At 56.3% G+C, this 12,192-nt stretch carries 10 protein-coding genes, 1 tRNA gene and 2 other RNA genes; 7 read left to right on the forward strand and 6 right to left on the reverse strand.

The genetic code is table 11. The annotated features are described in order from the left end of the window. Window positions 1–293 precede the first annotated feature (293 nt). From CINSTRO3249_RS07065 to rssB, 4 genes are all read right to left on the reverse strand, one after another. Window positions 294–1,301, reverse strand: a complete 1,008-nt coding sequence (locus CINSTRO3249_RS07065) for an NAD-dependent epimerase (protein WP_074012749.1) — start codon at window positions 1,299–1,301, stop codon at window positions 294–296. A 12-nt stretch (window positions 1,302–1,313) separates the two neighbouring features. After that, the gene (locus tag CINSTRO3249_RS07070) at window positions 1,314–2,654 is read right to left on the reverse strand and encodes a UDP-glucose dehydrogenase family protein (RefSeq protein WP_074012750.1); all 1,341 of its coding nucleotides are present in this window, start codon (window positions 2,652–2,654) and stop codon (window positions 1,314–1,316) included. A gap of 49 nt (window positions 2,655–2,703) precedes the next feature. Continuing rightward, the gene (gene galU / locus CINSTRO3249_RS07075; RefSeq protein ID WP_074012751.1) at window positions 2,704–3,606 is read right to left on the reverse strand and encodes a UTP--glucose-1-phosphate uridylyltransferase GalU; all 903 of its coding nucleotides are present in this window, start codon (window positions 3,604–3,606) and stop codon (window positions 2,704–2,706) included. A 193-nt stretch (window positions 3,607–3,799) separates the two neighbouring features. Next, a complete protein-coding gene (gene rssB, locus CINSTRO3249_RS07080; RefSeq protein ID WP_074012752.1) occupies window positions 3,800–4,813 on the reverse strand; it encodes a two-component system response regulator RssB in 1,014 nt (337 codons plus the stop codon). A gap of 458 nt (window positions 4,814–5,271) precedes the next feature. Between rssB and CINSTRO3249_RS07085 the strand changes: the two genes are divergently transcribed. The 7 genes from CINSTRO3249_RS07085 (at window position 5,272) to CINSTRO3249_RS07115 (ending at window position 8,589) form a co-directional block, all read left to right on the forward strand. Beyond that, the gene (locus CINSTRO3249_RS07085) at window positions 5,272–5,733 is read left to right on the forward strand and encodes a YchJ family protein (RefSeq protein ID WP_074012753.1); all 462 of its coding nucleotides are present in this window, start codon (window positions 5,272–5,274) and stop codon (window positions 5,731–5,733) included. Between the two features lie 68 nt (window positions 5,734–5,801). Next, complete coding sequence (purU, locus tag CINSTRO3249_RS07090) at window positions 5,802–6,650, forward strand: formyltetrahydrofolate deformylase (protein WP_074012754.1); 849 nt, start codon at window positions 5,802–5,804, stop codon at window positions 6,648–6,650. A 167-nt stretch (window positions 6,651–6,817) separates the two neighbouring features. Further along, window positions 6,818–6,902, forward strand: a tRNA-Tyr gene (locus tag CINSTRO3249_RS07095). Between the two features lie 38 nt (window positions 6,903–6,940). Next, window positions 6,941–7,070, forward strand: a non-coding RNA gene (locus tag CINSTRO3249_RS07100) — RtT sRNA. A gap of 40 nt (window positions 7,071–7,110) precedes the next feature. Continuing rightward, a non-coding RNA gene (locus CINSTRO3249_RS07105) (RtT sRNA) lies at window positions 7,111–7,237 on the forward strand. Window positions 7,238–7,354: 117 nt separating this feature from the next. After that, on the forward strand, window positions 7,355–8,161 hold the full coding sequence (gene xthA, locus CINSTRO3249_RS07110; protein ID WP_074012755.1) for an exodeoxyribonuclease III: 807 nt from the start codon (window positions 7,355–7,357) through the stop codon (window positions 8,159–8,161). Between the two features lie 5 nt (window positions 8,162–8,166). Beyond that, entirely contained in the window at window positions 8,167–8,589 is a 423-nt protein-coding gene (locus tag CINSTRO3249_RS07115) for a pyrimidine (deoxy)nucleoside triphosphate diphosphatase (protein WP_125933135.1), read from the forward strand. A 146-nt stretch (window positions 8,590–8,735) separates the two neighbouring features. On the opposite strand, the gene CINSTRO3249_RS07120 is transcribed toward CINSTRO3249_RS07115, so the two are convergent. Next, window positions 8,736–10,691, reverse strand: a complete 1,956-nt coding sequence (locus CINSTRO3249_RS07120; RefSeq protein WP_074012757.1) for a DNA topoisomerase III — start codon at window positions 10,689–10,691, stop codon at window positions 8,736–8,738. A 1,272-nt stretch (window positions 10,692–11,963) separates the two neighbouring features. Next, window positions 11,964–12,192: integrase core domain-containing protein (locus CINSTRO3249_RS07130; RefSeq protein ID WP_143146879.1), on the reverse strand; the 229-nt coding region annotated here is incomplete at its 5' end.

Here is a 12,192-nt window from a genome sequence, read left to right on the forward strand (position 1 = left end):
TGCTCATGCTGAGTTTCCAGCACTAGATTAACTGCCCGTTCACGGACTTCCGGAGAGTAACGTTTGGTCGTTGTCATAGAGACCTCCACTTTTAAAGTATAGACTCTAATTTATCCGGGGTGATTCACCCTGTTGGCCTTTCCCTGCTCGCTTCGTCTTGTCGGCGCCCTGCCGGCACGCCGCGCGTGATATACCCTTGACAGCGCCGCAATAGCCCGCGCGGGTCGTTTTATCCCCTGAAGAAAAAAAAGCGGCCAACGGGCCGCTGTCATCTCTGCTGATAGGGCCATACATTAACGCTGGTAATAATCCCGGTACCATTTTACGAAATGTTTCACCCCTTCCGCCACCGGCGTCTGCGGTTTAAAGCCAATGGCGCGATACAGCGCCTGGGTATCCGCGCTAGTTTCCAGCACATCACCGGGCTGCATTGGCAGCAGATTTTTTTCTGCCTGAATGCCGAGCGCGTCTTCCAGCGCCTCGATATAGTCCATCAGCTTCACCGGCTGACTGTTACCGATATTATAGACGCGGTAAGGCGCGGAACTCGCCGCCGGCGAACCGGTTTCTACCGTCCAGCCGGCATCCGGCGCTGGAATGACGGCCTGCAGGCGCACGATAGCTTCCACGATATCGTCGATATAGGTGAAATCGCGTAGCATCTCGCCGCCGTTATAGACATCGATACGCTCACCGTTGAGCATCGCCCGGGTAAACTTGAACAACGCCATATCCGGGCGCCCCCAGGGGCCATAAACGGTGAAAAAGCGCAGGCCGGTGGTAGGCAACTGATAAAGGTGCGCATAGGTATGCGCCATCAGCTCGTTGGCTTTTTTGGTGGCCGCATACAGCGACACCGGATGATCGACGGTATCATCCGTCGAGAAAGGCAACTTGCGGTTGAGACCATAAACCGAACTGGAGGAGGCATACAGCAGGTGCTGCACCTGATTGTGCCGGCATCCCTCAAGAATATTGAGATGACCGATAAGGTTAGCGTCGCCATAGGCCAGCGGGTTTTCCAGCGAATAACGTACCCCGGCCTGTGCGCCAAGGTGGATCACCCGCTCGAACCCTTGATGGGCAAATAAGCTGGCAATGCCTTGCCGGTCCGCCAAATCCAGCTTGTGAAAGCGAAAAGCGTCGTAACCCTGTAAGTCGTCAAGACGGGCTTGTTTCAGCGACACATCATAGTAATCGCTCAAGTTGTCGATGCCGACCACCTGATGACCGTCAGCGAGCAGACGCCCGCTGACATGATAGCCGATAAAACCGGCGGCGCCGGTGACCAGAAATTTCATCGTGGTCTCTTATTAATGAGAAGCAAGCGACGCGCCGCGGCCGATACCATAATAGACAAAGCCGCGATTGGCGAGGCGTTCCGGATCGTACAAATTACGGCCATCAAAGATAACGGGCTGTTTCAGCGCCGATTTGATGACATCGAAATCCGGCGCGCGGAAGTTCTGCCATTCGGTGCAGATAACCAGAGCATCGGCGCCGTGCAAGGCGGCTTCTTTGGTGCCCATCAGTTGCAGATCGTCACGGTGGCCATAGATGCGTTGGGTTTCATTCATCGCTTCAGGATCGAAAGCCTGAATGGTCGCCCCCGCCTCCCATAGCGTTTCCATCAACACCCGGCTTGAGGCTTCGCGCATGTCGTCGGTGTTGGGCTTGAACGACAGGCCCCACAGTGCAAAGGTTTTACCGCGCAGGTCATCGCCGAAATGGCGGCGGATGAAGACGGGCAATTTGTCTTTTTGCTGGTAGTTGACAGCTTCAACCGCCTGCAGCAGCTTAGGCTGATAACCGATCTGCTCGGCGGTGCGGATGAGCGCCTGGACATCTTTCGGGAAGCAGGAGCCGCCATAGCCGCAGCCCGGATAAATAAAGCTGTAGCCAATGCGCGAGTCGGAACCAATCCCCTGGCGCACTTTCTCTACATCCGCCCCCAGCAGTTCCGCCAGATTGGACATTTCATTCATGAAGCTGATTTTGGTCGCCAGCATACAGTTGGCGGCATATTTCGTCAGCTCGGCGCTGCGGATATCCATGAGGATCATCCGGTCGTGATTGCGGTTGAACGGTTCATACAGCTCATGAAGCAAGTCCACCACATCCTCGTTGTCGGTGCCGACCACAATACGCTCAGGGCGCATGCAGTCTGCCACCGCCGCCCCTTCCTTTAGAAACTCAGGATTGGACACCACATCGAAGGTCAGCGTGCTGTTACGGCTTTGCAGCGTTTCTTGCATCACGGCGCGGACTTTATCCGCGGTACCGACCGGCACGGTGGACTTATCCAGGACAACTTTGTGATCTTGCATATGTTGGGCAATGGTGCGCGCCACGGCGGTGACATATTTCAAGTCTGCCGAGCCGTCTTCGTCCGGCGGCGTGCCCACCGCAATAAACTGCATCACCCCATGATTGACGCCGGCCTGCGCGTCCGTGGTAAATTTCAGCCGGCCGGATTCATAATTCTGCTGCACCAGCGGCGTCAACCCCGGTTCATAAATGGGAATCACGCCTTTTTTCAGATTCTCGACTTTGCGCTCATCCACGTCGACGCACAGCACGTCGTGCCCCACTTCGGCCAAAACCGCAGCCTGCACCAAGCCGACATAGCCGATACCAAAAACCGTTACTTTCATGTTGGTAGATCCTGGTCTGTGTCAATGTATAGCCAAAAACTTCAGCGTCTTATTGTGTAATGGCGTCTTTTAACCACGTTTTGAACTCTTTGCCAAGACTTTCATGACGCAAACCATATTCAACGAACGCCTGCATGTAACCCAGTTTGTTGCCGCAGTCATGACTCAGCCCCTTCAGGTGATAAGCCTCGACGGTTTCTTTATCCATCAGCATCGCAATGGCATCGGTCAACTGGATTTCATTGCCGGCTCCCGGCGGGGTTTTTTCCAACAGCGCCCAGATATCGGCGGAAAGGACATAACGGCCCACCACGGACAAATTCGACGGCGCTTCTTCCGCCGACGGTTTTTCGACCACGCCAACCATTGCGACGCTTTCGCCCGGGCTGAGGGTCGCACCCTGACAATCGACTACGCCGTAACTGGTGACATCTTCCACCGGCTCGACCAGAATTTGGCTACGCCCGGTATCTTCAAAGCGTTTTAGCATCTCCGCCAGATTTTCGGTTTTCAGGTTTGATTCATATTCATCGATAATCACGTCGGGCAAAATCACCGCAACCGGCTCATCACCCACCAGCGGATGTGCGCACAATACCGCGTGACCAAGCCCTTTGGCCAGCCCCTGACGAACCTGCATGATGGTAACATGCGGCGGACAAATCGCCTGAATTTCAGCCAGCAGCTGCCGCTTGACGCGTTTTTCCAGCATCGCTTCCAGCTCAAAGCTGGTATCGAAATGGTTTTCAATGGAGTTCTTGGAAGAGTGGGTCACCAGGATGATTTCATTGATGCCTGCGGCGATACATTCATTCACCACATACTGAATCAGAGGCTTATCCACCAGGGGAAGCATTTCCTTCGGGATGGCTTTGGTTGCCGGCAACATTCGTGTGCCCAATCCCGCCACCGGGATTACTGCTTTTCTCACTTTGGTCGTAATAGCAGACATGAACCACCTCTCGTTCGTTAAGATAAAATTTTATCTCTATAATATGTTTAACTTTTCGATTATATCAGTTTCGGCATGGGAAACCCGTGGAATAATGGGCGTTCAGTCTAAAATAGGACAATTACCCAATAGTGAGGGTTAAAAGGTATTAACTTGATTATTCTCTAAACGAAAGTCGACGCGCGTTTGCCCGTCAATCGGTGTTGAGCATCAGTCGCAGACGGCCGCCGGCGCCCCAGACCTGGCACTGCCAGGCGGTACAGTGTTGGCTGACCTGATTAAGGTAGGCATTACCCATCGAGCCTAACGGCACACCGCTATTAAGCTGGATCTGCTGATTATTGGTATTCAACGTCGCGTTGAGGCCGGCTGAAACCAAAATTAAATTATTCATGACGCGATGATAATAGCCTACTAATAAAGGAAATTGTCCTTCCAGATTGGCTTTACGCAACAGTTGATTCACCTGTTTTAACAAGGTGGATAATTCCGGCAGTCGGTGGGCGCGGTTGGCCAGATGCGCTTGTAATAAACCGTTGAACAACGCCCGCAGTAACAGCGCCGCCAAGACGCCTTTTTCTTCCGCGCGCGTAACATCAAGACAATAAAAGGCCAAATCGTGATCGGAAAGCGCGGCGATATCCAGCACCAGACCCGGTTGTTCCGCCATGGTCAGCTGGCGATAGTTGACCCGGCAGTGCGCGATATGCTGCTGCACGGGCGGCTGCAGCTGTTTGAGCAGTTTGGCCGCGGCGCCCGGATGCTGACTCAACGCGTCCCAGTCCTGAAACAGTTGCTCTTCTTCATCAACTTTGGAGGTAAACATATCGGGGTAAAGGCAACCCAAAACCGTTTCACGCAGGCGGGCGAAATCCTCTACCGGTTTGAGCAGGACATCTTGCACCCCGAGTCTGAGAACCCGGGCGATATCGGTCATCTGATCGGTGCCGGAAACAATCAGGATCGGCGTGGCGGTATCGGTCGCGCGAAAACGCTCAACAAAGGTCAGACCGTTCATTTCCGGCATTTCCAGATCGCAGATGATGAGATCGGGTCGAATGGACGTCAATCGGTCCAACGCATGCTGCCCTTGATCGGCTTCGACGACATCAGCCCCAAGTGTCAGAAGGAATTGCTTCAGCACGGATCGAAAAACCGCCTCGTCCTCAATGATTAGAACTAATTTGTTTGCTAACGGCTTGGCCATTGAAACCCCTTCCTCCGCTTATTTCCGACAGTGGCTGAAACACACCACTTTTGCTTATAAGTAATGACAGGGGCTGTTTGTTCTGCTGCTGGTTTTTCATCCGCTCACATAGTCAATAAACTTGGCGCCCGGCTATCCCTACGGCCCCATTGCTACCCCATTTAACGGCCATGACGCTGTTGCCAGCGACGTTTTAATCCCGATGCACCTCCTAGGAGAGTAGTCGCCCTTAGGGAAATTTGCATCTTTGCAGTGCAAAATGATGGAGCTTTCGCGCCGGCTTGACAAGGGTTAACCACCGATTAAGGGGAAAACCTGCCCTGACGACGCCCACCGGGCATTAATTCCGCTGTTTTTTGGCAAAAGCGTCGCGGCCGCGGTCGATAGGAGTAAAATACCTTTTTGTCTGCGTGTTTAGCCGTGTCGGGTCTGGACACCACTTGTTACCTGGGAGTACCGTGCGTTCACTTTGCCCCTGCGACAGCGGTAAGCTTTATGCCGACTGCTGCGCCCCGTCTATCGAAGGCGCGCTGCCCGCGACGCCTGAACAGCTGATGCGTTCACGCTACAGCGCCTATGTCTTACACAATGTCAATTATCTGATAGCCACCTGGCACCCGGAAGCCGGCGCCGAGGCGTGGCGCGATGACATCACGGCCGGCTTTCACACTACCCGCTGGCGCGGCCTGGAAGTGCAGGAATGCGCCGCCGGTCAGGATAGCAATTGGGGCTATGTGACCTTCCTGGCGCGTTTCTACAATGAGCGTCAGCGGCGCAACGGCTTTATTCATGAACGTTCCCGCTTTGTCCGCCTCAATGAACGCTGGTATTATGTTGACGGCCGGCATATCGTACCCGGCAGAAACGTGCCGTGCCCGTGCGGGTCCGGCTTTAAATACAAAAAGTGTTGTGGACAATAATCCGGCCAATGTTTCTCGCGGGCCGTTTCATGGCAAAACTTCATAGACAGGACAGGATCCGCAAGTCAATGCAGTCGCAAAATGTACAAAGAAAAGTATTACGCACCCTGTGCCCGGATGCGAAAGGCCTGATTGCGCAAATCACCAGCATTTGCTTCAAGCATCAGCTTAATATCGTGCAGAACAACGAGTATGTTGACCACCATACCGGCCGCTTTTTTATGCGCACCGAATTGGAGGGGCAATTCAATGATGCGGCGCTACTGGCCGATCTGGACGAGGTCCTTCCGGCGGGGACGATGCGGGAGCTCAATCATGCCGGTCGGCGGCGCATCGTGGTGCTGGTGACGAAAGAAGCCCACTGTCTGGGTGATTTGCTGATGAAAAGCGCCTATGGCGGCCTCGATGTGGAGATTGCCGCGGTGATCGGCAACCATGAGACGCTACGGGCGCTGGCGGAACGCTTTGATATTCCCTTTCACCTGGTCAGCCACGACGGTTTCAGCCGCGAAGAGCATGATGCGCGCATGATGGCGCTGATTGACACCTTCGCACCCGACTATGTGGTGCTGGCGAAATACATGCGCGTGCTGACGCCGGCGTTTGTTCGTCATTACCCCAATCAAATTATTAATATCCACCATTCGTTCCTGCCGGCGTTTATCGGCGCGCGGCCCTATCATCAGGCCTATGAACGCGGGGTGAAAATCATCGGCGCCACCGCGCACTACGTCAACGACAACCTGGATGAAGGCCCTATCATTATTCAGGACGTGATTCACGTCGATCATACTTACACCGCCGAAGATATGATGCGTGCGGGCCGGGATGTCGAAAAAAATGTGCTGAGCCGGGCGTTGTACCGCGTGCTTGCGCAGCGGGTCTTCGTTTACGGCAACCGGACCGTGATTTTTTAAGTCCGCGCACGGCCGCGTGCGACCAGCCCGCCGTCGTCGGGCGAATTTTGTGCGCGGCTGGAGAAAAAAGCGGCAAAAGAATCGGGGCGCGCGCGTTAGCGCTTTACAGCGCCGCTTTATTTGATATGATGCGCCCCGCTTGACGCGTGATTGTATGTTTTCGCTCAGGTGGGGTTCCCGAGCGGCCAAAGGGAGCAGACTGTAAATCTGCCGTCACAGACTTCGAAGGTTCGAATCCTTCCCCCACCACCATCTGAATAAAACGCCCGTTTACACGCTGCACTCCCGTTTCCCTGAGCTTCGCGGGTAAGGTGAGAACCTTCGACCCAGGTTCGCGTCGAGCAGCGCGAGACAACGATGCGCAGCATCGGCCCGCAGGAGTGAGGCGCAACGCGCCGAATCATCCTTCCCCCACCACCATCTGAATAAAACGCCCGTTTACACGCTGCGCTCCCGTTTCCCTGAGCTCTGGGGGGAAGGTGAGAACCTTCGACCTAGGTTCGCGTCGAGCAGCGCGAGACAACGATGCGCAGCATCGGCCCGCAGAAGTGAGGCGCAACGCGCCGAAGCCCTCTTATACCCCACCAGCCTCCCAATACACTTCCCGCTGACCATGCTCCCGGGCCGTGAGACTATTGACGCGCGTTTCCTTAGCAAGCGGTTTCTGCTAACATCGGCCGAAATACTCTCACCTGGCGCAGAAGATGAAGTTTGTTTCATTCAATATCAACGGGCTACGTGCCCGCCCGCATCAGCTTGAAGCCATTATCACCACGCTGCAGCCGGACGTCATCGGTCTGCAGGAAACCAAAGTTCACGACGATATGTTCCCTCTCGAAGAGGTGTCGCGCCACGGTTACCATGTCTATTATCACGGGCAGAAAGGCCACTACGGCGTGGCGCTGCTCAGCCGCGAGAAACCCTTGGCCGTCCGTCGCGGTTTTACTACCGACGACGCAGAGGCGCAACGCCGCATTATCATGGCTGATTTTCTCACGCCGAAAGGCGTGTTGACGGTGGTTAACGGCTACTTTCCCCAAGGCGAAAGCCGTGACCATCCGGTTAAATTTCCGGCTAAAGCCCTTTTCTACCGCGATTTGCAGGACTATGTGGAGCAAAGCCACCACGGCGAATCCCTGCTGCTGATTATGGGAGATATGAATATCAGCCCCACCGATCTAGATATCGGAATCGGCGAAGAGAGCCGTAAACGCTGGCTTCGCACCGGTAAGTGCTCATTTTTGCCGGAGGAGCGGGCATGGCTGGAGCACCTGCTGGCATGGGGCCTGGTAGACACTTACCGCCAAGCCAACCCGACCGACGATAGTCGCTACTCCTGGTTTGACTATCGCTCGCGCGGCTTTGATGAAAACCGTGGCCTGCGCATCGACCTGCTGCTGGCCTCGAAGCCGCTGGCGGCGACCGTCCGGGCGACCGGCATCGATTACGCCATCCGCGCAATGGACAAACCGTCCGATCATGCACCGGTGTGGGCGGATTTTGCTTTGTGACTGCCTTGCAACCGCTGACGGTCGTCGCGGGGTTAATTCTGCGCGATGGCGCCCTACTGCTGGCCCGGCGCGACGACAGCGGCGACCAGCCGGGGTTATGGGAGCTCCCCGGCGGGAAAGTCGAGCCGGGGGAAACGCAGCCCCAGGCGCTTAGGCGTGAACTGTTAGAAGAATTATCCCTCCGCGCCCATATTGGCGCATTTGTCGCCAGCCAGCGCCATGTGGTCGGGGGGCGGGAAATTGTACTATACGGCTGGCGTGTCACGCATTTTAGCGGCGAGCCGCAGTTACACTGTCACAGTGAATGCCTGTGGCTTTCGCCCGCCAGCGCACTGGCGATGCCCCTGGCGCCGGCGGATGCCCCACTGATCCAAGCGCTGATAGCCCAAAATGCGCGCGCGAATAATCCGCCTGTCGACGTGCCCTGATCACCACGAGCTCAGCCGCACCCTGCAGATAGCAAACGCCAGCCACGACACCCTGAATATCGCACGCGGACTGGCCGACGGGCAGGTATTGTTGCGGAACGTACAGAGACCCTAATAAACGCGCGGTCTTGCCCCCGCATGGGAGGTTAAGCCGCACTCCCGGCCGGCGGACGCCGGCTGGCGGGGGACGCCGGGGGTTGACGCTTACGCCGCGCACGCTTGGGGGCCGGCTTTTCACTCGCCGGCGGCAGCCCCCGCAGCGATGAAGGCGCGGGCTGCTGGCGTACCTGCCCAATAAGCTGCTGCAGCGTTTGCGTCAACGGCTGCATAAAGTCCTGATAGCGGCACTGCTTCTCGCTTATCTGGGTTAACGACGCCTCCCACTGCGCGGTCATGTCTGGACTGGCGGCGCTTGGCGGCAGCGCATGGATCAAACCGCGGCCGGTGTCGCTGGCGTGGATGTAACGCCCTTGTTTGAACAGAAAACCGCGCTTGAATAATAACTCGATAATGCCGGCGCGCGTCGCTTCGGTGCCGAGGCCGTCGGTGGCGCGCAGAATTTTCTTCAGCGCTTTATCTTGTACAAAACGGGCAATGCCGGTCATGGCCGACAACAGGCTGGCATCGGTAAACGGCCGCGGCGGCTGTGTTTCACGCGCCACCACCTCCCCGCGCTCGCAAAGCAACGCATCCCCTTCGGCGACCACTGGCAACGGCGTGCCTTCGTCTTCCTCATCCCGCTCTTTCGCGCCCAACAGTGCGCGCCATCCGGCCTCGGCAAGGAAACGGGCCCGGGCGACAAATTTGCCCCCGGCGATCTCCAGCTCGATGGTGCAGCGGCGAAACACCGCGTCAGCACAAAACTGCATGAGATACTGACGCGCCACCAGAGCATAGATTTTCTGCTCGCTGTCGTTAAGCGTGACGCGGCTGGCGCGGGCGGTGGGAATAATGGCGTGATGGGCATCTACCTTTTTATCGTTCCAGCAGCGGTTGCGCTGGTCGGTATCCAGTTGACCCGGCGTCATCAGCCCGGGCTGATGGGCGGTAATGGCGGCCAGCACCGCCTGGCGCCCGGCGAAATGCTCCTCTGGCAAATAACGGCAATCGGAGCGGGGATAGGTGATGAGCTTATGGGTTTCATACAGCCGCTGGCAGGTATCGAGCACCTGCTGTGCGCTCAGGCCGAAGCGTTTGGCAGCCTCTATTTGCAGCGCCGACAGCGAAAACGGCAGCGGCGCCGCTTCCGACTCGCGCTTATCTTGATACAACGTGACGTACGCCGGCTGCCCGCTAATACGGGCAACGACATGCTCCGCCAGCGGACGATGCAGTAAACGCTCTTCTTCATCTTGCCAGCTTTCACAGGCATCGCTCGGCACCCACAGGGCCGTAAAACGCGCCTGTGACGGTGTCACGATATGAGCTTTGACTTCAAAATAGGTTTTAGGTACGAAATGTTCAATTTCTTCATCCCGCTTGACCACCAGCCCCAGCACCGGCGTCTGCACCCTTCCTACCGATAAAACGCCCTGATAGCCGGCGTTTCGACCTAGCAAGGTGTAAGCGCGGGTCATATTGATACCGTACAGCCAGTCGGCACGGGCGCGCGCCAGCGCCGACACGCATAGCGGCACAAACTCGCTATTATCCCGCAGGCGGCTCACCGCCTTACTTACCGCCTGGGGATTAAGATCATTGACCAGGCAGCGCTTGGCGCCCCGGCGTTTAACCTCGTCAAGCGCCAGATAATCCAACACTTCATCCACCAGCAATTGCCCTTCGCGATCCGGGTCACCGGCGTGGACAACCTGCTCAGCCTTTGCCAGCAGCGTGTTAATCACCTTCAGTTGTTTTTGCACCGAGGGCCGCGGCTGCAGCCGCCATTTTTCCGGGATGATAGGCAAATCCGCCAGCGACCAGCGGGCATAGCGACCGTCATAAACATCAGGCTGCGCCTGCTCCAGCAGATGACCAATACACCAGGTCACCACGTGATCAGGACCGCAGGCAATATAGCCATCGCCCCGCCGATGGGGCTTAGGCAAAACATCGGCGATCGCGCGGGCCAGGCTGGGTTTTTCGGCAATAAACAACTGCATGTGTGAGGTGTACACCCAAAGTTAGCATCTGTTTTAACGCATCAGCATAGCATTTTACGCCTACCGGCGCTGCGCCTTCATCACTTGCTGTGAGACACTTCGCGACATGCGGCGGGCGCACGGCGTCCGGGTAGGTGGGGGTTTTCGCCTTTTTGCACTGTCCCGGCGCGTTTCCGAATACAAAAACACGCACTAACAGGGTGTTAGACGCGACTCACTCTCACTGGTCAGCCCCGTGAAATGAGAGATAAATGATCAGGATGATTTTATTCCAAAAAATGAATCTGGAATAACTAACAATGACAACATAATGGGAACCCAATAAAGAGTTACCCCATCGGGGATAAGGGGCTTCCCCGCTTATTAAGAGCTCCTTTAAACACCATTTTATCTTTCCGGGAACTAACGCTGAGGTTCTTTTCGCCTGCCTGACGTGCTTTTCCCTGTGTCCTGCGGCACATGACTAGAGGGCAATACATTTAGACTTCTGTAACACTAATCCCCCCTTAATTCAACACCCCTAACCTCTCTATCGGCCAACACCGTTTAGCATCGCCGCCAGTTCCCAACCCTACGACCCTGCGCGCGTCGGCCGGCACATCACAGGTTTTCACAACTGAAAAGGGTTTCTAATAGGCTGTAGATGACCGCGAAAGAATTTACAGGCCTCCCGGGCCTGCCCGCCACCCCAACGTATCTGCAAGACTCTCAACCGCACCGCAGCCGGTGCGTCAGCTCTAATGCACCGCCGGGCCTGTGAGCACGCACTGGATTTCCCCACCGCCGGCCTCCCGAGGCCGTCGACGAGGCGGTGCATGACGCAGGGAAGCTGAAAAGTGGTTTCATGTTCGCCGTGGTTTTGTTCTCCAATCGCATCGACATCGTAAGCGCTTATCAGGCGGGAGTCAGCGCACTGCACAAACCGCCCGGCTGTGGCCGGCTTTCCTCCTGCGCCTGCTCGGCCAATTGCACCATTAGCTCAGGCGCGATCACGGTGCGGTGCGCCCTCGCCCTGGCCTCACCCGGGTACAAAGACAGGCCATTCACCTTCCATGCCGCCGCTAACCCTTCGAGGACGGCTTTGCGGCGGCGTTTGGGCTGTTGAGGCCGCTATGCTCTAAAACGTCCGGGTCACACGACCAGCAGTACCAGCCTGCCGGTACCCGCTTTCACCTGTTGGGTGCAGTTTTGCCCGGCAATGGACAGCGTCAACCCGGATATCGTTGCCGTGGTGAATAACCCCGAGTTTATTAGAGAGTAATTTTGGCAATACTACGCCGCTTCCTCTGATGCTAATTGCAAAGCGTAATAGTTCATTTCGGCTTCAGTAGGAGGGATGTAACCCAGCCGCCCGAGCAGCCTTCTGTTGTTGTACCAGTCCACCCAGTCCAGCGTGGCCAACTCCACTTCCGTCCGGTTTTTCCAGCTCCCGCGGTGGATAACCTCCGTTTTGTACAACCCGTTGATACTCTCTGCCATCGCATTATCGTAGGAGTCGCCG

The sequence above is a fragment of the Candidatus Sodalis sp. SoCistrobi genome, assembly GCF_900143145.1.
In the GTDB taxonomy this organism is placed as follows: domain Bacteria; phylum Pseudomonadota; class Gammaproteobacteria; order Enterobacterales; family Enterobacteriaceae; genus SoCistrobi.

What these genes read in the sequence shown, in the direction of transcription:
- CINSTRO3249_RS07065 (WP_074012749.1), bottom strand. Translation starts at nt 1,301, where the DNA reads ATGAAATTTCTGGTCACCGGCGCCGCCGGTTTTATCGGCTATCATGTC.
- CINSTRO3249_RS07070 (WP_074012750.1), bottom strand. Translation starts at nt 2,654, where the DNA reads ATGAAAGTAACGGTTTTTGGTATCGGCTATGTCGGCTTGGTGCAGGCT.
- galU (WP_074012751.1), bottom strand. Translation starts at nt 3,606, where the DNA reads ATGTCTGCTATTACGACCAAAGTGAGAAAAGCAGTAATCCCGGTGGCG.
- rssB (WP_074012752.1), bottom strand. Translation starts at nt 4,813, where the DNA reads ATGGCCAAGCCGTTAGCAAACAAATTAGTTCTAATCATTGAGGACGAG.
- purU (WP_074012754.1), top strand. Translation starts at nt 5,802, where the DNA reads ATGCAGTCGCAAAATGTACAAAGAAAAGTATTACGCACCCTGTGCCCG.
- xthA (WP_074012755.1), top strand. Translation starts at nt 7,355, where the DNA reads ATGAAGTTTGTTTCATTCAATATCAACGGGCTACGTGCCCGCCCGCAT.
- CINSTRO3249_RS07120 (WP_074012757.1), bottom strand. Translation starts at nt 10,691, where the DNA reads ATGCAGTTGTTTATTGCCGAAAAACCCAGCCTGGCCCGCGCGATCGCC.